The sequence below is a fragment of the Cyanobium sp. Maggiore-St4-Cus genome, assembly GCF_024345615.1.
In the GTDB taxonomy this organism is placed as follows: domain Bacteria; phylum Cyanobacteriota; class Cyanobacteriia; order PCC-6307; family Cyanobiaceae; genus Cyanobium_A; species Cyanobium_A usitatum.
The window spans coordinates 1-19,654 of sequence record NZ_JAGQBL010000001.1; the positions used below are offsets into that span (position 1 = coordinate 1).

General features: G+C 63.1%; 19 protein-coding genes and 2 tRNA genes. 11 read left to right on the forward strand and 10 right to left on the reverse strand.

Features of this window, described 5'->3' with window-relative positions:
• Positions 1-143: 143 nt before the first annotated feature.
• From KBY99_RS00005 to KBY99_RS00025, 4 genes are all read right to left on the reverse strand, one after another.
• On the reverse strand, positions 144-578 hold the full coding sequence (locus tag KBY99_RS00005; protein WP_254996602.1) for a DUF4440 domain-containing protein: 435 nt from the start codon (positions 576-578) through the stop codon (positions 144-146).
• Positions 575-2,017 carry an acireductone synthase gene (mtnC, locus tag KBY99_RS14850; protein ID WP_315857915.1) on the reverse strand — a complete coding sequence of 481 codons (1,443 nt, stop codon included), beginning with the start codon at positions 2,015-2,017 and terminating at the stop codon, positions 575-577. The genes KBY99_RS00005 and mtnC overlap by 4 nt, the downstream gene beginning before the upstream one ends.
• Positions 1,996-2,841, reverse strand: coding sequence for a DNA-formamidopyrimidine glycosylase (locus tag KBY99_RS00020; protein ID WP_254996603.1), 846 nt, complete (start codon positions 2,839-2,841; stop codon positions 1,996-1,998). Before KBY99_RS00020 ends, mtnC begins: the two co-directional genes overlap by 22 nt.
• A gap of 108 nt (positions 2,842-2,949) precedes the next feature.
• The gene (locus tag KBY99_RS00025; protein ID WP_106502000.1) at positions 2,950-3,159 is read right to left on the reverse strand and encodes a photosystem I reaction center subunit IV; all 210 of its coding nucleotides are present in this window, start codon (positions 3,157-3,159) and stop codon (positions 2,950-2,952) included.
• A gap of 150 nt (positions 3,160-3,309) precedes the next feature.
• On the opposite strand from KBY99_RS00025, the gene KBY99_RS00030 reads away from it, so the two are divergent.
• Both KBY99_RS00030 and KBY99_RS00035 read left to right on the forward strand, forming a co-directional pair.
• Entirely contained in the window at positions 3,310-4,350 is a 1,041-nt protein-coding gene (locus KBY99_RS00030) for a hypothetical protein (RefSeq protein WP_254942585.1), read from the forward strand.
• Positions 4,351-4,457: 107 nt separating this feature from the next.
• Entirely contained in the window at positions 4,458-5,963 is a 1,506-nt protein-coding gene (locus KBY99_RS00035; protein WP_254996604.1) for a RecQ family ATP-dependent DNA helicase, read from the forward strand.
• A 40-nt stretch (positions 5,964-6,003) separates the two neighbouring features.
• Here KBY99_RS00035 and KBY99_RS00040 read toward each other — a convergent pair whose 3' ends face one another.
• From KBY99_RS00040 to KBY99_RS00055, 4 genes are all read right to left on the reverse strand, one after another.
• Positions 6,004-7,482, reverse strand: coding sequence for a LysM peptidoglycan-binding domain-containing protein (locus KBY99_RS00040; protein ID WP_254996605.1), 1,479 nt, complete (start codon positions 7,480-7,482; stop codon positions 6,004-6,006).
• Between the two features lie 126 nt (positions 7,483-7,608).
• Positions 7,609-8,958 carry an aldehyde dehydrogenase family protein gene (locus KBY99_RS00045; protein ID WP_254996936.1) on the reverse strand — a complete coding sequence of 450 codons (1,350 nt, stop codon included), beginning with the start codon at positions 8,956-8,958 and terminating at the stop codon, positions 7,609-7,611.
• 249 nt (positions 8,959-9,207) lie between these two features.
• Positions 9,208-9,279: transfer RNA gene (locus KBY99_RS00050), tRNA-Thr, on the reverse strand.
• Positions 9,280-9,289: 10 nt separating this feature from the next.
• Positions 9,290-9,371: transfer RNA gene (locus KBY99_RS00055), tRNA-Tyr, on the reverse strand.
• A 37-nt stretch (positions 9,372-9,408) separates the two neighbouring features.
• Between KBY99_RS00055 and aroQ the strand changes: the two genes are divergently transcribed.
• The 3 genes from aroQ to KBY99_RS00070 are packed head-to-tail and all read left to right on the forward strand — an operon-like array spanning position 9,409 to position 11,422.
• The gene (gene aroQ, locus KBY99_RS00060; protein ID WP_106502002.1) at positions 9,409-9,849 is read left to right on the forward strand and encodes a type II 3-dehydroquinate dehydratase; all 441 of its coding nucleotides are present in this window, start codon (positions 9,409-9,411) and stop codon (positions 9,847-9,849) included.
• The gene (locus KBY99_RS00065; RefSeq protein WP_106502003.1) at positions 9,849-10,463 is read left to right on the forward strand and encodes a tRNA-(ms[2]io[6]A)-hydroxylase; all 615 of its coding nucleotides are present in this window, start codon (positions 9,849-9,851) and stop codon (positions 10,461-10,463) included. The genes aroQ and KBY99_RS00065 overlap by 1 nt, the downstream gene beginning before the upstream one ends.
• Positions 10,464-10,504: 41 nt before the next feature.
• Entirely contained in the window at positions 10,505-11,422 is a 918-nt protein-coding gene (locus KBY99_RS00070; RefSeq protein ID WP_254996606.1) for a cation diffusion facilitator family transporter, read from the forward strand.
• 526 nt (positions 11,423-11,948) lie between these two features.
• Here the strand turns inward: KBY99_RS00070 and KBY99_RS00075 are convergent.
• Positions 11,949-12,509, reverse strand: coding sequence for a 1,2-dihydroxy-3-keto-5-methylthiopentene dioxygenase (locus tag KBY99_RS00075; protein ID WP_254996607.1), 561 nt, complete (start codon positions 12,507-12,509; stop codon positions 11,949-11,951).
• A gap of 55 nt (positions 12,510-12,564) precedes the next feature.
• On the opposite strand from KBY99_RS00075, the gene cobI reads away from it, so the two are divergent.
• From cobI to KBY99_RS00095, 4 genes are all read left to right on the forward strand, one after another.
• Entirely contained in the window at positions 12,565-13,344 is a 780-nt protein-coding gene (cobI, locus tag KBY99_RS00080) for a precorrin-2 C(20)-methyltransferase (RefSeq protein ID WP_254996608.1), read from the forward strand.
• A gap of 313 nt (positions 13,345-13,657) precedes the next feature.
• Positions 13,658-14,713: a hypothetical protein gene (locus KBY99_RS00085; RefSeq protein WP_254996609.1), complete on the forward strand. Its 1,056-nt coding sequence runs from the start codon at positions 13,658-13,660 to the stop codon at positions 14,711-14,713.
• A 9-nt stretch (positions 14,714-14,722) separates the two neighbouring features.
• Positions 14,723-15,958 (forward strand): hypothetical protein, encoded by a 1,236-nt coding sequence (locus KBY99_RS00090; RefSeq protein WP_254996611.1) that lies wholly within the window; start codon positions 14,723-14,725, stop codon positions 15,956-15,958.
• Between the two features lie 65 nt (positions 15,959-16,023).
• Positions 16,024-16,662: a DUF4079 domain-containing protein gene (locus KBY99_RS00095; RefSeq protein WP_254996612.1), complete on the forward strand. Its 639-nt coding sequence runs from the start codon at positions 16,024-16,026 to the stop codon at positions 16,660-16,662.
• A gap of 36 nt (positions 16,663-16,698) precedes the next feature.
• On the opposite strand, the gene dusB is transcribed toward KBY99_RS00095, so the two are convergent.
• Complete coding sequence (gene dusB / locus KBY99_RS00100) at positions 16,699-17,715, reverse strand: tRNA dihydrouridine synthase DusB (protein WP_254996613.1); 1,017 nt, start codon at positions 17,713-17,715, stop codon at positions 16,699-16,701.
• Between the two features lie 28 nt (positions 17,716-17,743).
• On the opposite strand from dusB, the gene KBY99_RS00105 reads away from it, so the two are divergent.
• Entirely contained in the window at positions 17,744-18,223 is a 480-nt protein-coding gene (locus tag KBY99_RS00105; protein ID WP_254929958.1) for a DUF1823 family protein, read from the forward strand.
• A 59-nt stretch (positions 18,224-18,282) separates the two neighbouring features.
• Entirely contained in the window at positions 18,283-19,647 is a 1,365-nt protein-coding gene (gene der / locus KBY99_RS00110) for a ribosome biogenesis GTPase Der (RefSeq protein ID WP_106502008.1), read from the forward strand.
• The last annotated feature ends 7 nt before the right edge of the window (positions 19,648-19,654 follow it).

Here is a 19,654-nt window from a genome sequence, read left to right on the forward strand (position 1 = left end):
TCGATGCCAGGTAAAACATTCATCCTAAAAAATTGTTCCATCTTCTTGATAGAGGATAGAGCAGTTTACTCAAAAGCCACCCGAAGGGGTGGCTTTTTTGTTGGTTAAGCTTCTTGGTGGGGTTTGGTGACTAAACATGATTTTCAGGAACGATGCACGTGGACATGTTTCCAGGTGCCATCTATTCTCTGCCAAACACGGGTCTCGCAGCAGCTAGCCGTAACCGCTGCTCCGTCGACCATCTTCTGAGTGAGACGGGTGTAGCTCAATACGGCAGCGTCGGGACTGATCCAGCGAATGTGTGGTCTTGCCATGCTCACTTGTATTGGAGCTGGAGGGCTGTTTAGTGGTGCTGCTGGTAGGTCGAAATAGAATTGATGGAAGGCAAGTCCCTCTGCGAGGATTCCATTTGTCTCTGCTTCGAAACAGGTGAGATCCAAGCTGCAATGGCTCGAATAGGTCAGCCAATCACCGCTTACTACGCTTTCAAGCAGGTTTTGGTTGAGGCAGATCAACTGTTGCTCGTTTGTCTGCGGTGCCCCAGCTTTGGCATCAATTTCCTTATCGTCTTGGTTCATGGGTTTAGCTCCAGGTCTTGGAATGAGCTGATCCTCTCAAATCGACTCACCGCTTGTGCCGGATTGCCTGGGCGGATGCTTAGCAGCACCTGCATGCCGCTCGCAGCCGCCGCCTCGCATTCGGCCAGGGCGTCGCTTATGAACAATATTTGGTGGCTGGCAACATCAAGCGACTCGGCAATCTTTCTGTAGCTGCTTTGATCACGCTTGCTGCCCACGCGGGTGTCAAACCAGTTCCCAAACAACTCCCTTAGATCTCCACCACTGCTGTATCTGTAAATCAGCTGTTGGGCTCCAACTGATCCAGATGAATAGACCGCCAATTGCAGTCCTGCTGCATGCCACTGCCGCAGGGCGCCTGGTACATCTTCAAACAGCGGGCCCTGCAGTTTGCCGCTCTGATAGCCAATTTCCCAGATCATCCCCTGCAGCTCTTTGAGTGGCGCGAGCTTGCGATCCATCTTGATCAGCCAACGCAGGTAATTCAAAACACCGTCCTTCCCCTCTGATTGGCCCTGTTGCCGCATTGACTGAGCTTCGGGGTCTGGATCTTCCGCCCAGGCTTTTTCTACTTCTTCTAGCAACTCTTGAACCTGCGGTTCCTTTTGTTGCTCGTTCAAAAAGCTGCCGAGATGCTCAGCCGCATAGGGGAAAAGGGTGTCCGATACAAAGCTCACCGGACAGGTAGTGCCCTCAATGTCAAGCAACACATGGCTCACGCCATGCCGTTGCACAACTGCCCTGCCGTGCTGCCTGCCGCTTAGCCCCTGAAGCAATAGTTGGCGCCAGTGTTGCTCCAGCAGAAACTCCAGAATCTCGAGATGTCTTCGAGCTGTTGTCAGATCTTTGCCCCAGGCATAGAGGCCATGGCCCGCTATCAGTAGCCCATAGGGCGCTGCCGCAAGGTGCGGTTCCGCGTTGCCGCGCAGTCGTTCCAGATCCTGATCGTTACCCAGTACTGGAATTGAGACGTTGGTGGCATGGGTGGCGACTCCTTCAAGTCCTTTAAGCATCTCCAGGTCTTGCAGCACAAGGAAGGCAGCCCCTGCTTTGGTGGGTGCGTAGTGCTGGGACAGCAGGGTGCCGGCTTGAGAATGGGTGTGCAGCACCGCACCGGCTCCACAGGTCTCCACAAGGGCTAGGTGCAGGGCGGTTTCGGCGCTGGCCCGCCCGGTGCCTTTCAGCACCGCCCCAGCAGCATCCACCACGATCAGCTGCTCCGGGGCAACGCTGCCCTTATCCACCCCACTAGGAGCCATCAGCAGCTCCAGCGGCTGCCACCGCAGAACGCAGCTGAAGTTGCCTCCTGTGCCATCGCACCAACCGCGGCGATGAATTGCGGCCATCGTTGCGCTGAGCTGTTGCGCTAACTCGGCAGTTTGTGATGCGGCGGTTTCCACGCAAGCTTGCGGTTGGTTCAATGCTGGCAGCTCGGGCACCAGTGGCTGCTCCGCCCGCCGAGTTTCTCGCGTTGAATGGGGGTGTGGCAGCGGCGGCAGGGTTCGCCACCACGCCTGTAGACCCAGGCCACGCCCCCGTAATTGCCGTTGTTGCCCTTGAGGTCGCGGAAGTCACTGAAGGTTGTGCCGCCGGCGCCGATGCTGGTTTCAAGCACCTCCACCAGCGCCTGGCGGAGGCGCTCCAGCTGCGAGACGCCAAGGCTGCCGCTGCTGGTGGCGGGTCGAATACCTGCAGCAAACAGGGACTCATCGGCGTAGATGTTGCCCACCCCCGCGACAAGCGCCTGATCCAGCAGGGCATTTTTGATTGGCCGCCTCGAGCCCCGCAGCCGCTCGGCAAGGTAGGCCGCGTTGAAGGCTGGGCTGAAGGGCTCGGGGCCCAGCCGCCCCAGGCCCGTTATTACCGAGTCCAACGGTTCGCCGGGAGGAACCCACCACATCTGGCCGAAGCTGCGGGTGTCTACGAACCGCAGTTCCTGATTGCCGGCAGCAAATAGTTGCACTCGGGTGTGGGAGCAGGCCGGTTTCGGGGTTTCCAGCCAAAGGAATTGGCCCGTCATGCGCAAATGCACGCCCCAGCTGCCAGCCTCCTCCCCCCCTCGACTGAGCTCGCTCATCAGATATTTGCCACGTCGAGACCAGGTGCCAACTCGGCAACCGCACAAAGCCGCAGCGAATGCAGCAGGGTTGACCGGGCTGGCTATGGCCCTAGCCCGGTGTACCTCAACCCTGCTGATCTCAAAGCCTTGGGTCTGCTGCTCGAGACCCCTCCGCACGGTTTCAACTTCAGGTAATTCCGGCATTGCCTTAGGCCCTTGCCCAGCAAAATGCCCGTGCAACCAAAAGTTGTACGGGCTTTAGAGAGGCCTGGGAATCGTCCTGCAACTTTGATCCCAAGAGGCTGATGCGGTTCAGGCCTTTTGGAGTTCGCTCTCGGCGAAGTTGTTGGTGTTGATGCCGCCTTCAGAGCCGCTGTAGCCGTTGTAGTTCACCTTCTCAAAGCGAACCACCACGGGGTAGCGGATGCCGGAAGTGTCGATCGAAGCGACGGTGCCGACTTCGTTGAACCAGTAAGACTCGGGGCGCTTGATGCGCACTTTGTCGCCGCGGGAGATTGCCATCGCTGCGCTTTAGATCGGTTGGCTGCCAAAGCGAAGATACCCGTGCAGGAGGTGGGCTTCACCAAGGGCGTCACGATTCGTCGCCCTTGGTGAGACGTTGGCTGCCCATGGCACCATCGACAGCACAGCAGCCCGTCCTTTCCCATGGCCATGGACCCGATGGAGGTCCCGGCGCCGCCGGTGCTCAACCTCGAGCTGCCCGACCCCGAAAGCGACACCATCAGCACGATGGAATTTCTGGCCAGGCTTGAAGAAGCCTGGGCCGTGTGCGACCGCTTTGACCTGCAGACCGAAATCTGGCGCGGGCGGATTTTGGCGGCGGTGCGGGACCGGGAGAAGCGCGGCGGCGAAGGGCGAGGCACGGGCTTTCTGCAGTGGCTGCGGGAGCGGGAAATCAGCAAGACCCGGGCCTACACCTTGATCCAGCTGGCTGAGTCGGCTGAAAGCTTGGTTGGTGGCGGCCTGCTTGAGGAAACCAGCGTCAACAACTTTTCGAAGCGGGCCTTTCTGGAGACTGCCCAGGCCGACCCGGAGGTGCAGCAGATGATCAGCGAGGCGGCCAATGAGGGTCAGCAGATCACCCGCAAGCAAGTGCGCCGTCTTAGTGATGAGTTCACAGCCGCCACCAGCCCCCTTTTGCCCGAGGAGATCCGCCAGCGCACAGCTGACAATCTCCTGCCACCGCGGGCTGTGGCTCCCCTGGTGAAGGAGCTGGCCAAGTTGCCAGAAGACCAGCAGGAGGACCTGCGCAAGGTGTTGCGCGAGGAGCCGGAGCTGGAGCGAGTCAAGGAGGTGACCTGCACGGCCCGCTGGTTGAGCAAGGCGGCGGAGGCAGCTCTGGCGGTGCGGGCTTTTCAGCAGGGGGAGCTGGATTTCGAGAAGGCGCTGCAGGAGGCTCAACGACTCGATGCCCTGGGCTTGCTGGCCGATGCGGTGGGCCAGGCCCAGGCCCTGGAGAGTGCCGTGCTGAAGCTGCACACCAGCTGGCGGCGGCTCGGGGGCCTGCAGGAGCGCCTCTGGGTGGAGAGCGGCAGCAGCACGCCCCACCTGCGCGAACTGCTCACTGCCTTGCAGTCGCTCAGCGGCAGCACCCTGCGGGTGTCCCTGGGGGAGTTGGCGGGGGGCAAGCGGGTGCGCTTGCAACTAGTGGAGGAGTCACCGGAGCAGCTACCGCCACCACCCCTGCCATGACCACCTCTGCCATGACCGGCCCGGCCATGACCACCCCTGCCAAGACCGGCCCGTAGCACCGCATCTGGTGGTCGCTATGGTCAGTGAGCACTACGGGTAGGGCCCAATTGCCTTCTGGCCCCGCTGATCCCCTGGCGCTGGCCCTGGAGCGCCATTTCGGCTGGTCCGAGTTCCGTCCCGGTCAGAGGCCGGTGGTGGAGGCCCTGCTGGCCGGCCAGGACTGCCTGGCGGTGCTACCCACTGGCGGTGGCAAGTCGCTTTGCTATCAGCTGCCCGCCTTGGTGCGTGGTGGGCTGGTGCTGGTGATTTCCCCCCTGGTTGCCCTGATGCAGGACCAGGTAAGCCAGTTGCAACGCCGAGGCATCCCTGCCGCCTGCCTGCATGGCGGCCTGGCCTTGCCGGAGCGGCGCCAGCTGCTGCAGCGGCTGCGCGATCACAGGCTGCGGCTGCTTTATCTGGCCCCGGAGCGGCTGCAGGGGGAAGCCACCCGCCAGCTGCTCGACGACGTTCTGGAGAGCGGCCAGCTGGTGGCGCTTGCGGTTGACGAGGCCCACTGCATCAGCGCCTGGGGCCATGATTTCCGCCCCGACTACCGCCGCCTAGGTCAATTGCGGGCTCAGTGCCCCGGGGTGCCCCTAGTGGCGCTCAGCGCCACCGCAGCCCCCCAGGTGCGGGCCGACATCATTCGCCTGCTGCAGCTGCGGCGACCGCTGATCCAGGTGCGTTCGGCCCGCCGCACCAACCTGGTGTACGGCATGCAGGTGCGCCCGCCCGATCCCCTGCCCCTGGTGCTGGCGGAGCTGGGGGCATCCCGGGGCGCCGTTCTGATTTATGCGCGCACCCGCCGCTCGGTGGAGCAATGGGCGGCTCGCTTGACAGGGGTCGGGGTGGAGGCGATCGCCTATCACGCCGGCATGGACCCCGAAAGCCGCCAGCTGGCCCTGGAGCATTTCCAGCTGCAGCCGCGGCCGGTGCTGGTGGCCACCGTGGCCTTCGGCATGGGAGTGGACCGATCGGATGTGGGACTAGTGCTGCACCTGGACCTGCCGGCCAGTCCGGAGGGTTATCTGCAGGAATCGGGCCGGGCCGGCCGGGATGGGGAACTGGCGCGCTGTCTGGTGCTCTACGACCCGGCTGATCGCACCAGCTTGGGCTGGGCAATTCGGGGCGTGGGGGCCCAGCGCCAGCAGGACCAGCAACGGCTGGAGCTGGCCCAGCAACAATTGCGGCGGATGGAAGCGGTGGCGGAGGGCGAGGGCTGCCGGGAGCAGGCGCTGCTGCTGGCCGTAGGGGAACTGGCGGCTGCCTGCGGCCGTTGCGATAACTGCCGTAGTCCCCGTGAAAGCCGGGATTGGTCTGTTGAGGCGCACCAGGCGCTGGAGGTGCTGGAGCTTCGTCCCGGCCGCGATCTACGCAACCTGGCTGAGGAGCTCGCATCCGGAGTGTCGGTTGAGCAGCGACAGCAGCAAGAAGCGAGCTGGGGGTGGCTGCTGCGGCGGCTGGCCCAGGAGGAATTGCTCAGCGAAAGCGATGACGGCGCCCAGCGTCTCTATCTGCGCGCTTCGGGCCGGCGCTACGTGCGCCAGCCCTGGCCACTTCACTGGGCTGCCTGAGTGGGCAGCCTGATTGGTGGTGCTTGGCTAGCCGGTTGGATTAGCTGGCCCGGGCTTTGCAGATATCGCTGATTAGCTGCTCCTCAAAGTCGCTCTGGGGTGCATCCCAGCTTTTCCATTGGCCTGATTGGCTGGTGGCATTGAGCTTGCGGGCTCCGCAGTTGACCGCCAAATAAACGGGCTTGCCATCGCTATTGAGGGTTGGGGCTACAAAACTGCCCCCCATGGGCTGCCAGTTGGCCCAGTCCACTTGCAGTGGGCCATAGCTGCGCCAGTCGGGACCCTGAGGCTTGCTGCTGCTGGGCTTGCTGCCAGTGCTCGGCCGGCTGGCGGGGGAGGTGGTTGCGGTAGTCGAAGTGGTTGAGGCTTTGGCGATCGGCGTGGCAACGACTGGGGAGGGCTTCGGAGTGGGTTGGATTTTCGGCTGGACCGCCGCTTGTACGACTGGTTGTACTGCGGGTTGTACAGCCCTCTCAGCAGCCTTTTGCATTGGCTGTTGAACAGCTTGTTGAACAGGTTTTTGTATGGCCTGTTGTATGGGCTGCTGAACGGTGGGTGTGGGCCGGGGAGTGGATGTGGGTGCTTGCGTTTTCACTGCCACTGGTGTTGTTACTGGCGTTGCCGTTGCCACTGCAGTTGGAGTTGCAGTTGCAGTTGCCACCGGCTTGGGATTGGGTTTGGTCTGCGGTTTGGCTTGGGCGGCGGCGGGCTTTGGAGTGGCTGGCTTTGGAGTGGCCTTCACCGGAGGCGGGGCCTGCAGTTTCAGGCGGGCGCCGGACATCACCAGATCGGGGTCATCGATTTTGTTGATGGCAACCAGCCGCTCAACCGGCAGCCCATAGCTGTCGGCGATGGTGGAGAGACTCTCACCGCTGCGCACCACGTGTTCCTTGGCGTTGCGCGGGGCCGCTGTGCTGCGGGGGGCGGCCGATGAGGACGGACGCCCAGGGATAGCCAGGCGTGTTCCCGCCACCACCAGATTTGGATTGCTGATCCCGTTTAACTGAATCAGGCGCTCAGTGCTCGTGCCAAAGCGATCGGCGATTTCTGAGATGGTTTCACCGCTTTTCACCGTGTAAGGGGCGGTGGGCAGCTCGCGGGGAGCGGCGGCCGCAGTTGCCCGGCGAGATCCAGGTAGCACCAGCTTTTGGCCTGCTACCACCATGTCGGGGTTGGTGATGCCGTTGGCCTGCATCAACTGGTTGAGGCTGATCCCCTGGCGATCGGCGATGTCGGAGAGGGTATCTCCGGGCTGGACGGTGACACTGGCGCCGCTGGAGCTCCCAGCGCCAGCGGCGCTACTGCCTGGCAGCCGCAAGCTCTGGCCCGCCACCACAAGGTTGGGGTTGGTGATGCCATTGGCCTGCATCAGTCGGGTGAGGCTGACGCCGTGGCGGTCGGCAATTTCCGAGAGGGTTTCGCCTGGCTTTACCACCACGTTTGCCAGGGCTGCCGCAGGGGCCAGACCCGGGAAGGGCAACACCATCGCTAGGGCCAGGGCGGCAAGGGAGCGACGCATCGGCACCACGTGTAGGTACGGGAACGTTAAGGGCGTTGCCTCGTCCCATCCAGTCCCCGGATCGCTTTCGGGGCATCAAAGCTTCTGATCGCCCTGCCTTCGCCCCCCCCCGTCGCCGTGCCCCAGTTAGCCCAGCAGCCGCTTCACCAGGGCCAACTTGCCCGCATAGGGGGGGTAGCGGAAGGGCAGATCCAGCCAGAAGGGGCGCCTCAGCACCGTGCGCCGGTGCGAAAAGGTTAGAAAGCCAGCCTCGCCGTGGTAGCTGCCCATGCCGCTTTCGCCGACGCCGCCTAAGGGCAGGGCCGCCGCACCCGCCTGCATCACTACATCGTTGAAGCAGACGCCACCCGAGCTGGTGGTGTCCAGGGTGCGCTGCTGGGCGGCTCGATCGTGGCTAAATAAATAGAGAGCAAGGGGCTTGGGCCTTGCTCTCACCTCGGCCAGGGCCGCTTCCAGGTTGGCTACTGCCAGCACGGGCAGGATTGGGCCAAACAGCTCCTCCTGCATCAGCGGATCGTCGCCGGATTCGATCGCTACCAAGGTGGGTTCGATGCGCCGGCGACTGGGATCGTTGCGCCCCCCAGCCAGCACCTGGCCGCGGCTGCGGGCTCCCGCCAGCAGGGCCTCCAGTCGCTGGAACTGGGCTTCATTGACGATGGAGCCCATGTCCTCGCTGGCGAGGGGATCGCTGCCGTAGAAGCGCTGCCATTCGGCAGCGATAGCTGCAACTAGCGCTTCCCGCACGGCTGGTTGCACCAGCAGGTGGTCGGGCGCGATGCAGGTTTGACCAGCATTGAGACCCTTGCCCCAGGCCAGGCGCTTTGCGCTGGTGGCGATGTTGGCATCGGCAAGCACGATCGCCGGACTCTTGCCGCCCAGCTCCAGGGTCACGGGGGTGAGATGGCGGGCGGCGGCGGCCATCACCAGCCGGCCGACCCGGCCGCCCCCGGTGAAAAGGATGTGGTCAAACTTCTGCTCCAGCAGCTCGGCTGCCACGGCCCCATCGCCAGTGACCACCTGCACCACTTCGGCAGGAAAGGCCAGGGGTAGGCAGCGGGCCAGGAGTGCGGAGATGTGGGGCGCATGCTCTGAGGGTTTGATCACGGCCGTGTTGCCAGCCGCAAGGGCGCTCACCAGCGGGCGCAGGCAGAGATGGAATGGGTAGTTCCAGGGGCCGATGATCAACACGCAGCCCAGAGGTTCGGTTTGCACCCAGGCCTGGCCGGGCCGCAGGGCCAGATCCAGCCCAATCGGCCGCGGTGCCATCCAGCGCTTCAGCTGACGCCGGGTGAGGGTCAGCTCCTGACGCACCGCTATCAGCTCAAAGGTGGCCTCGAGGGGCGGTTTGCCTAGGTCGGCCGCCAAGGCTTCGAGCACTGCCGCCTCCTGATCGTGCAGCAGGCCTTCCAGGCGATCTAGCTGCTCCAGCCGCCAGGCCAGGCTGCGGGTGAGCCCCGTGCTGACGGCTGCCCGCATTGCCGTGATCGGCGTGGCCAGGAGCGGGGTGGCGCTTGGGGCGGAGGTCAAGGGGCAGGCCGCGTGTCAGCCCAAGCTGGCAAATTGCTTGAGGCTTCGGTTGCTCAGAGCCAGGCCAGCGCCTGCAGCATCTTGCAAAGCAGCTGCAGGACCATGACCTGGTCTTCCACGATCAGGCAGCGAAGGGTCACCCAAATGGTGCCGGTATACCACTGTGCTTGAGGGGCGGTGCCAGCCCCTCTTTTTGTAAGCCCTTGACGAGATTTGAACTCGTGACCTCTCCCTTACCAAGGGAGTGCTCTACCACTGAGCTACAAGGGCATGTGGAAGGTGGGCCGGGTTGGATTTGAACCAACGTAGGCAGAGCCAGCGGATTTACAGTCCGCCCCCATTAACCACTCGGGCACCGACCCGAACCACACCCGAAGAACTTACCAGCCGACCTTCTCCATGCAGCTGCTCGCTCTCCACGGTCCCAATCTCAACCTGCTGGGCACCCGCGAGCCGGGTGTTTATGGCAGTCAGACCCTTGATCAGGTCAACGCTGAGCTCGAGAGTCGCGCCCAGGCCCTGGGGGCGGCTATCAGCTGCTTTCAAAGCAACCATGAAGGCGCCCTGGTGGATCGCATCCACGAGGGCCGCGGCAGCGTGGATGGCATTTTGATCAATGCCGGCGCTTACACCCACAGCTCAATTGCCCTGCGTGATGCCCTGCTGGGGGTGGCGATTCCCTTCGTGGAATTGCACTTGAGCAACACCCACGCCCGCGAGCCGTTTCGGCACCATTCCACCCTGGCCGATAAGGCCCTGGGCGTGATCTGTGGCTTCGGGCCGCTCAGTTACACCCTGGCCCTGGAGGGCCTGGTGGCCCACCTGCGAGCCCAGCCTTGATGGCCCGGGTGAAGTGGTTGGCGGCCCCCTCCAGCCCCGCCTGGCTGGAGCAGGCAATTGCCCAGCCAGAGCTGCTGTTGATTGACCACGCCCACTGCGAGCGCAAGGCTGCCGGCGTAGCCCTGCAGCTGATGTTTCGTTATCCCAGCGAGGTCGGCTTGGCGGCCGCCCTTAGCCCCCTGGCACGGGAGGAGTTGGAGCATTTCGAGCAGGTGCTGCAATTGCTGCAACGGCGCGGCGCATCCCTGCGCTCCCTGCCGGCCCCGGCCTACGGCTCGGCCCTCACGGCCCAGGTGCGCAAGGGCGAACCCCAGCGCATGCTCGATTCCTTTTTGGTGGCTGGCTTGATTGAGGCCCGCAGCCATGAGCGCATGGCCCTGCTGGCGGCCCATAGCCCCGATGCCGAGCTGCGAGAGCTGTATGGAGAGCTGCTGGCCAGCGAAGCGCGCCATTTCGGCCTCTACTGGCTGCTCTGCGAAGAGCGCTTCGGCCGTGGGGCCACGGTGGAGCGGCTGCAGGAGCTGGCGGCGGCGGAAGTCGCAGCCCTCACAGGCGATCTCGCCGCCGCAGATCAGGTGCGCATGCACTCGGTGGGGATTGATTTGGTGAGCTGACTTCGGCAGACAGCACCGCCCACCCGATCTACAAACGGTTTATGAGCCATCCAGCGGTGGGCCGCCAGCGGCTGCCACGCCACATCCAGCACGAACACAGAGATGGCAATCCGGCGGCCTTTCGCTGGAGTGTGCTGCTCAATAGCGGCCTCTCCGCTTTGCAGCTGGCCATTGGCATCGGCTTTGGCTCTTTGGCCCTGATCGGCGATGCCCTGCACAACCTCGGCGATGTGGCGGGGTTGCTGCTGGGCTGGGGGGCCGAGCGCCTCAGCGCCCTGCCCGCCAACAGGCAATTCACCTACGGATTTGGCCGCAGCACCCAGCTGGCTTCGATGATCAACGCGGCCTTGATCTTGATGGCATCCGCCGTTGTGATCGTTGAGGGCGTGCAAAGACTGGCCAAGCCGGTGGAGCTAACCCCTGGCCCGGTGGCGGTGGCGGCCCTGTTGGGCATTGCGGTGAACCTGGGCTCGGCCCGTTTGTTTGGCCACAACCACAGCCACGATCTCAACCGCCGAGCTGCGGTGGTGCACCTGCTCACCGATGCTGCGGTGAGTGCTGCGGTGCTGGTCAGCGCCCTGTTGATTCAGTTCACCGGCATCCACTGGCTTGATCCCTTCACCGGTATTGGCGTGGGCTTGGCCGTGGCCTGGTCCGGCTGGACCCTGCTGCGTCAGTCGGTGCTGGTGAGCCTCGACGGGATCCCGCCAGGCATCGATCGAGATGCCGTGGAACGCACCTTGGCCGAGCTACCAGGGGTTGCGGCGGTGCATCACATTCATATTTGGGGCATGAGCACCTCCCAAACGGCCCTGACGGCGCACCTCCTGCGCGATCCCCAGCAGGTGGACGACATGGCCCTGCTGCATAGAGCAAAAGCTGAGTTGGCCCAGCTGGGCATCGATCATTCGACCCTGCAGTTAGAGCCCCTGCCGCAAGAGCCTCTCCAGCTTGATTAAGTCTGGAGCATTAGCTCAGCTGTCTTTGAACCGGTCGCGGATTATGTTGACCTCCGGGAGATGACACTTCAGGGCTTGAACGCAATCGCCATCGAGATTGCCAACGTCATGCAATGGCGCAAATAAATAAAGGTGCTCAATGTATTCATCGCTTAAGTCGTGGCTGATTGCCGGTTTCAAGGCCGCGAAGGTTGGCAAATTCGCGAGCAACCTGAGCAGATGTGGTGATCGAGCGAACTAAATTTAATTCGTTTGAGATTGTCAGGCTGATAAGGGTGTTGTAAGCTTCAATGCTGCGCTAAACTTTGGGTTCGTAGAGAGCGCAGGCGATGCGATCTACGTCAGGAACCTGCTCTAACAATTGCTCGTGCAGCTGGCGCAGCCTGAAATTGAGGTCATCGCCAACTTGACGGATCAGGCTGGCAGCTTCCTTGTTCCTCTCGGGCTCAGTAGGGCGAGATGGCTGGCCGGAAATGTCATTTCGAGAGAAAATCCTAACTTTTTCTTTTCAGCTTCAATTCAAACTTTAAGCGCCTAATTCGTCGAGGCGGGGGTAGTTGTCGGCGATTTGATCGCCGGTAAATTCGGCTACCCAGCCTGCGGGGTTGTCGAAGAAGCGCAGGGCGCAGAAATGCGGTTCTGGACCCATGTCAAACCAGTGCTTCGTGCCAGCGGGCACGGAAATCCAGTCGCCCGCTTCACAAAGCAGCTGCAGCACCACATCGCCGATGTGCAGGCAGAAAAGGCCGCGGCCCTCTACGAAAAAGCGCACCTCATCTTCACTGTGGGTGTGCTCGGCCAGAAACTTCTGGCGCAGGGCCTGGCGGTCGGGATGGTTTGGTGTGAGGCGAATCGCATCCACCGTGGGGTACGACCCACCGGCCTGCACTCGAGCGATTTCGCTGGCGTAACTAGCCAGGATCGCGGCTGGATCGGCCTCCGGGGCCAAGCAGCCCTGGACTTGCCAGCGCTCAAAGCCAATGCCCATTGGTGCCAGGGTGGCGGCGATTGCGGCCGGATCACTGCTGCTGAGGTTTGGCGAGGCTGATGCGGCTGGGCCGGTGCCAAATACCTGCAGAAGAGTCATCGGGCTAGATCACGGGCTCCTCCCAGCCTAGAAAGGCTGCAGCAGCAGGCCACTCGTGTTTTCGGCAAAATTTCCGGAAGCCCTGGCGCCGGTGGCAGGGCTCACCGTGGTAGGCGTTGGCCCCGGTGATCCCCAGCTGCTTACCGTGGCGGCGGTGCGGGCAATTGGGGCCGCGGCGGTGGTCGCCTACCCGGTGGCCCGGCTCGAGGCGGAGGGAATGGCGGCCCAGATCGCCGCCCCCTGGATGGGCCCCGAGCAACGGCGCCTACCGCTGCTGTTTCCGATGGTGAGCGAGGCGGAGCCGCGCCGCCAGGCCTGGCATGCCGCCGCCGCTGCCCTGGCCGCAGAAGTGGCTGCTGGCCAGGCCGTGGTGTTGCTGTGCGAGGGGGACGCCTCCCTCTATGCCAGCGCCTCCTACGCCCTATTGGCCCTAGCGGAGCGCCATCCCAGCTGTCCGGTGGCGGTGATCCCCGGCATCACGGCGGTGGCCGCCGCCGCCGCCGCTGCCTCCTCCCAGGGGTTGCCCTGGCCGCTGGCCCTGCAGCAGGACGCCCTGCTGATTCGCCCCACGCCCGACGATCCCGCCCAGCTCGAGGCGCTGCTGGCTGAGGCGGCGGCATCGGCCACGGTGCTGGCCCTGCTCAAGCTCGGCCACCGCTGGGCCTGGGTGCGGCCCCTGCTGGAGCAGCGCAACCTGTTGGCAGGGGCCTTGTTTGCCCAGCGGGTGGGCTGGCCCGACCAGCTACTGGCGCCGGCGGCCGAGGTGCCCGCCGATGAACAGCCCTACTTTTCGCTACTGCTTATTCGTCAGAGCTGGCCAGAGGTGCTGCCTTGAGGTTGCTCCGGCGCGGTTGTCGAGCGTTTCAAGGCTGAGGACGGCCGTGGATCGGCGAGCGCACCCTGGCCCCTGCGGGAACCGCACCTTGACTCTGGTGCACGGCGACCTGAGGGCCCACAACCTCTCTTTGGCGACCCGGCGACCGCTATGGGGCCTTGCTCCTCAACGGGCAGAAGGTCAACCGCGATCTGCTAGCACGGTGATGCCCGAGCCGAGGGTATCTGTTCAGCGTGATTGTTGGGTAGGTTTCATGGCATGGTGATCTGAAATTCCTCAGCTTGTTTTGCCTAGGTCCATCCCGTTTCGGTTGATGGGGTTTTCCCTGGCCAGCCTGCTCTCGGTTGCGCTTGGTGGCTGCCAGGCACCTTGGCGACCGTGGGAAACGGCCCTGTTCGATGGACCGGGTGTTCCCTTGGCAGGGACGGCTAAGTCGTCTCGGAACAGCCCAACGCTGATTCATACGGAAATCATTCTCGGCTCAACCCAGGCCTCTTCCATGATCGGCGTGGCGGCCCTTAAAATGATGGATTTGGCCAAGGAGAATAACAACTCGTCCTGGCTTGGTGAGAATTGGTCTTTAACTATTTTCCCGGTCACAAGCCGTCGATCAATCGAGACCTATTGCAAGGAATATTGGCGTGGCATTTACAGCATGGTTGTCAGCACCCAGCCCGTTCCCAAAGATCTTCTGGCCCTCTGTGCGCGCCATGGGGTTCCACCGTTGATCGAGATTCCCATGGCCAACAGTGCCATCGCTTTTGTGGTGGCGGATAACAATCCTTATGCCCAAAGCCTTCAGCTGGAGCGATTGGCCCAAATCCTTCCCAAGGCTGGCAGTCAACTTCTTTGGAGCGATCTTGATCCTCGCTGGCCTCGAACCAGTCTGCGGATTGGTTGGAATGGAGCCTCGATTGGCGATATCTTGTTTGGTGCGTGGACAACCAATCGACCTTCACACTTTTTAGGCATTGATGATCCTCTGAAGCTGTTGGATCGCATTGGTGCCGATCCAACACTTTTGGGCGTTGTTACCTACAATACGTTTCTAGAAGCCCGGGATCGGGGCATTCCCGTACGCGCCCTTGCCGTGGGCGAAGTTCAGGGTAAGCCTGTTCCCTTATCCGAGGCCACGGTGATGGATGGAACCTACCCAACACGGCTTCGTCTTTCGGTGCGTGGTTTGGCAACTCGCGAGGTCATGATGAAATCTTGTTTTAGTGCTTCTGCGGTGGCAGTTATTCTGAATCCAGCTTACAGTGTGCCTACGTTGACTAATTATTTGCCGCTTCGGCCCGATGAATACGCCAAAGCCTTGGCTGTTCTGCACGCCGCTGAGCCCAAGCATCACTGCATTGGCAAGCCCTGAGATCATCCGATGAAGCGCCTCTCCCTGTTGATCAGTCTGCTGCTATCGAGCGGCGCCGTTGCCGCGCCGCTCGGTATGCCGGCGTTTGATGACGCCCGCGCTGAATCGCAGGCCAAGGTGAGTGCGATGCGCCAAGAGCGTCTAAGGCAGGAGATTGATTGCGCGTTGGAAATTTACTCCATTACTGATGATATCAACCGCCCTAATGAGTTTCAGGTCAGTGGAGCCTTGCTCATGAGTTGGTCCCCAGAAGCTCGTCCCAACTTTGATCCCAACCGCCTCAAGGTGCTCAATCGTGAGCACTATGAACCCGTCCGCTTTGGTCAGCAGAGTGTGGTGACTCTCAGCAACGGCCGAAAGCTTTGGCAGGGAAGGTTTGAGCAGAATGTAACCGTTGTCTCCACCAAGTATCAGTTTTTTCCTTTTGACACCCATGTGGTGCCGATGATTTTTCAGGTTTCGGACCTGCTTGGCAACGAAGGCGATCGTTTTCTGTCCAAGGGTTGGCTGCGAACGCGACTGTTTGATGTGAATTATGTGCCAGCCCTGGGCAATCCGCAATCAACCCTGGAATTGCGGGCTGTCGGATATGGCACATCCCAACGCGAGATGTTCTGGGACACCATAATGAATCAAACTATTTACCGACCCGGCGGCCTCAAGCAGGGATCGCCGCAGGGCTATCAGATTTTAAATCATTATACTTTTTATACCCGCCGGCGCCTGTTGTTGAGCGTGCTTTTAATGCTGCTGATTCCGATGGGCGTGATTGTGGTGAATACCTGGCTTGGCTTTTTCTGGCGGGAGTCGAGCCCGGCCACCCGATTTGGCACGTCGGGGATCCTCTCGGCGATCAGTCTTTACTTCGCCTCCAGGGTCTTTCGCCCTTCAGTGAGCTACCTGGTGCTCACTGATGTCTGGTTTTTGGCGCTTTTTGGTCTGATAACGATCAACAATTTTGCTGTGACCTGGTTGTATCGGAATGCCAAATCCCTCGGCGCCCTCGACGGTCTGCCTCGACGTCGACTGGAGTTGCGTGTGGCGCTTGCCTCGTTTGGCTTCACGCTGTTGTTCCCTTCTTTGATCGCGATTGGTGTGGTTGTGCGCGACCGGTCCAGCGTTCAGAAATTGGTCAGCCCTGATCCCTGGCCTTCGGCCATTCAATTGAATGTGATTGTGCCCACGGAACTCCTTCGCGCCGAGACCACACCTGTCTGGATGGAATCGGAGAAGGCCCGTCCCTGAGTCTGCTCCTGCCGGACCGGTGCTTGCATGGAGTTCTTTCCACAACGGGTTTCCGGCCGGATGCGATGACCCCCCTCGACTGGCTGGCCCTGCTCCATCCGGTGCTGATGATCCTGTTCGTGTATCCCGTGGTGGGGGCCACGGTCAGGCTGGGGATACTGGTGCGGGAGCGGCGGCTCCAGATCAATCCCTTGCCCCCCACCGTGCCGGTGGAGCACACCGACCACGGCCGCTGGGTCACCACCGGTTCCGTGATAGCCGTGCTGATCGCCCTGCTGTGGTCGTTTCTGCACCAAGTAGAAGCTGGCACCCCCTTCCCATGGGGAGAGGGGCGCTTGCTGCGCCTCCTGCTTCTGGGGGGCATGGCCTTGGCAGGATGTGGGGCCCTGTGGCGGCTGCGACGCCCGGGTCGCCGGGCCGCCGCGGCCCTCCTGAGCTGGGGCGCCCTGCTGCTGGTGGGGCTGCAGCCTGAGGTCTGGCGCTTGGCCGACAGTCCCCTGCAGCCGGCCTTCTGGCAGTCGCATTTCTGGTCGGGCTGGCTGCTTTGCGGCCTGCTCCTCTTCGCCATGGCGGCGGCCCCGGAGATCGCCCATCGCCCCGCCCTGCGCCGGCTGCATGTGGCGGCCGCCTTCCTGATGGCGGTGCTGCTGGCGGTCCAGGCGATCACCGGCTGCCGCGATCTGGTGGGCCTGGCCCAGCGCTAGGGGGACGCGCCGATCCCCGCAGCACCCGAGGGCCGATCAGGGGCCGTTCGCCCGGATCCTTTCCGATGCCCTCGCCAGCAGCTCCAGGGCTGCGCCAGGGGTGGGCGCCCGCATCAGGGCATGGCGTAGCTGGGGGGCGCCGACGAAGCCCTGGCAGGTCCAGCCCATGTGCTTGCGGGCGATCAGCAGGCCATGGTCGCCCTTGGCCGCCACCAGGGACTGAAGCTGCTCCGCCGCCAGGGCGAGGCGCTCGAGGGCGCCGGGGGTGGCTGGGATGGGCCGGCCGCTGAGGGCCGCATCGATCTGGCCCACCAGCCAGGGGGAGCCCATGGTGCCCCGGCCCACCATCACCCCATCCGCGCCCGTCTGCGCCAGGCAGCGCACCGCATCCTCGGGGCTGTTGATGTCGCCATTGGCGATCACCGGGATCGTTAGCGCCGCCTTAACCGCAGCGATGGCGGCCCAGTCGGCCTGACCCTTGAAGCCCTGTTCGCGGCTGCGGCCGTGCAGGGTGAGCAGCTGGGCACCGGCATTTTCGAGCCGCTGGCACCAGCTCACCGCATCGCTGCCATCGCACCAGCCCAGCCGCGTTTTCACCGTCACCGGGAGCGCCACGGCCGCGGCCACGCTTTCCACCAGGCGGGCCGCCAGCTCGGGATCGCGGATCAGGCCGCTACCGCCGCCTTTCTTGGCGATCTTCTTCACCGGGCAGCCCATATTGATGTCGATCAGAAAGGCGCCGGCGGCCTCGGCGCGCTTGGCCGCCTCGGCCATGGCGGCGGGCCGGAAATCAAACAGCTGCACACCGATCGGGCCGGCCTCGCTGCCCAGCTCCTCCACCTTCTGTAGCCCGAAGCCCAGCTCCAGGCTGGTGGCGTTCACCATCTCGGTGAACAGCAGGGCATCGGGCGCCCAGCGCCGCACCAGGCCGCGAAAAATCCGATCGCTCACCCCCGCCAGCGGCGACTGCAAGACGCGGCAGCGCAGGGCGCGGGGCGTGCCGTTGCCAGAGAGCTGCAGGGGCAGAGCGGTGATCGGTGAACCAGTGATCATGGTGAATCGATTGTGATGCTTCAGGCCGATGGCTTCCGCTCAGGCCGCCCCCGCTGCCGTGCCCTACCCCTTAAACCGAGAGTTGCTGGAGGCGGTGCTCGCCGACCGCACCAGCGATCGCTTCGTGTGTGAGCTGATCTGGCCGCGCCTGGGATACGAGCTGAATGGCTCCGGCACCTGGAGCGCCGGCCCGGCCACCAGCGCTGCCTGGCGGGAGTCCTTCCCGATCGAACCCCAGTTCATCGCTGAGCGGCCCGCCTCGGTGGCCCTCACCCGCTCGATCGCCAAGGTGCACAAGCAACTGCTCAAGCAGCAGTTGGGTTTTGCGGGCTACACGATCGGCGAGCTCTACCCGCGCCGCACCCGCCGCGCTACAGCCGTGAACTGGTTGCTGGCCTATCTGGCCGAGCGAGATAAAGCCCTGCCGGAGAGCGGGCCACTGCCGCTGCTGTTGGTGGCGCCGGCCGATCCGGTGCTGGGGCATCCAGGTGACCTGCCCATTAGCTAATTGCTGGGGTTTAGGTCTCTCTGTAGGGTCAATACAGGACAGACGTAGGAATACCTCCCTTGGCCTTACCGGTCGTTGCAATTATCGGACGCCCCAACGTGGGCAAATCCACCCTGGTGAACCGGCTCTGCCGCAGCCGCGAAGCGATCGTGCACGACACGCCCGGCGTGACTCGGGATCGCACCTATCAAGAGGGTTACTGGGCTGATCGCACCTTCCGGGTGGTCGACACCGGCGGCTTGGTGTTTGACGACGACAGCGAGTTTCTGCCGGAGATTCGCGAGCAGGCAAACCTGGCCCTGGCCGAGGCGGCCGTGGCCCTGGTTGTTGTTGATGGTCAGCAGGGTTGCACCGCCGCCGACCAGTCGATTGCCGAGTGGCTGCGGGGCCAGGGGGTTCCCACCATGCTCGCAGTGAATAAGTGCGAGTCGCCCGATGCGGGCCTGGCCATGGCGGCCGAGTTTTGGGGCCTGGGCCTGGGCGAGCCCTTCCCGATTTCGGCGATTCACGGTGCCGGCACCGGCGACCTGCTCGACAAGGTGGTGAGCTATCTGCCCCCTACCGAAGAAGACGAGGGCGAAGAGCCGATTCAGCTGGCGATCATCGGCAGGCCCAACGTGGGTAAATCCAGCCTGCTCAATGCGGTGTGCGGTGAAAACCGGGCGATCGTCAGCCCGATTCGTGGCACCACCCGCGACACGATCGACACCACGATCGAGCGGGAGGGCAAAACCTGGAAGCTGCTCGATACGGCCGGCATCCGCCGCCGCCGTTCGGTGAGCTACGGCCCCGAATACTTCGGCATCAGTCGCAGCTTCAAGGCGATCGAGCGCTCCGATGTGTGCGTACTGGTAATTGACGCCCTCGATGGCGTCACCGAGCAAGATCAGCGCCTGGCTGGCCGCATCGAAGAGGACGGCCGAGCCTGCGTGGTGGTGGTGAATAAGTGGGATGCCATTGAAAAAGACAGCCACACCATGCCGGCGATGGAGAAGGAGCTCCGCGCCAAGCTCTATTTCCTCGACTGGGCGCCGATGCTGTTCACCTCTGCCCTCAGCGGCCAGCGGGTGCAGGCGATCTTCCCCCTGGCCCTGCTGGCGGTGGAGCAGCACCGCCGCCGTGTCACCACTTCGGTGGTGAACGAGGTGCTCACCGAGGCGCTCAGCTGGCGCACACCGCCCACCAGCCGTGGTGGCCGCCAGGGCCGCCTTTACTACGGCACCCAGGTGGCGGTGCGGCCCCCCAGCTTCACGTTGTTTGTCAATGAGCCGAGGCTGTTCGGTGAAACCTATCGCCGCTATGTGGAGCGTCAGATCCGCGAGGGGCTGGGCTTTGAGGGCACGCCGATCAAGCTTTTCTGGCGCGGCAAGCAGCAGCGAGATGCTGAGAAGGAGCTGGCCCGCAGCCAGACTCGTGGGCGCTAGGGCCTGC

Bases quoted from the DNA above. Each gene is read 5' to 3' on its own strand.
- KBY99_RS00020 (WP_254996603.1), bottom strand. From the start codon at position 2,841: ATGCCGGAATTACCTGAAGTTGAAACCGTGCGGAGGGGTCTCGAGCAG.
- KBY99_RS00030 (WP_254942585.1), top strand. From the start codon at position 3,310: ATGGACCCGATGGAGGTCCCGGCGCCGCCGGTGCTCAACCTCGAGCTG.
- KBY99_RS00070 (WP_254996606.1), top strand. From the start codon at position 10,505: ATGAGCCATCCAGCGGTGGGCCGCCAGCGGCTGCCACGCCACATCCAG.
- dusB (WP_254996613.1), bottom strand. From the start codon at position 17,715: ATGATCACTGGTTCACCGATCACCGCTCTGCCCCTGCAGCTCTCTGGC.
- KBY99_RS00095 (WP_254996612.1), top strand. From the start codon at position 16,024: ATGACCCCCCTCGACTGGCTGGCCCTGCTCCATCCGGTGCTGATGATC.
- KBY99_RS00085 (WP_254996609.1), top strand. From the start codon at position 13,658: ATGGGGTTTTCCCTGGCCAGCCTGCTCTCGGTTGCGCTTGGTGGCTGC.
- KBY99_RS00045 (WP_254996936.1), bottom strand. From the start codon at position 8,958: ATGCGGGCAGCCGTCAGCACGGGGCTCACCCGCAGCCTGGCCTGGCGG.
- KBY99_RS00005 (WP_254996602.1), bottom strand. From the start codon at position 578: ATGAACCAAGACGATAAGGAAATTGATGCCAAAGCTGGGGCACCGCAG.
- KBY99_RS00025 (WP_106502000.1), bottom strand. From the start codon at position 3,159: ATGGCAATCTCCCGCGGCGACAAAGTGCGCATCAAGCGCCCCGAGTCT.
- KBY99_RS00105 (WP_254929958.1), top strand. From the start codon at position 17,744: ATGGCTTCCGCTCAGGCCGCCCCCGCTGCCGTGCCCTACCCCTTAAAC.
- KBY99_RS00075 (WP_254996607.1), bottom strand. From the start codon at position 12,509: ATGACTCTTCTGCAGGTATTTGGCACCGGCCCAGCCGCATCAGCCTCG.
- KBY99_RS00090 (WP_254996611.1), top strand. From the start codon at position 14,723: ATGAAGCGCCTCTCCCTGTTGATCAGTCTGCTGCTATCGAGCGGCGCC.
- KBY99_RS00065 (WP_106502003.1), top strand. From the start codon at position 9,849: ATGGCCCGGGTGAAGTGGTTGGCGGCCCCCTCCAGCCCCGCCTGGCTG.
- aroQ (WP_106502002.1), top strand. From the start codon at position 9,409: ATGCAGCTGCTCGCTCTCCACGGTCCCAATCTCAACCTGCTGGGCACC.
- KBY99_RS00040 (WP_254996605.1), bottom strand. From the start codon at position 7,482: ATGCGTCGCTCCCTTGCCGCCCTGGCCCTAGCGATGGTGTTGCCCTTC.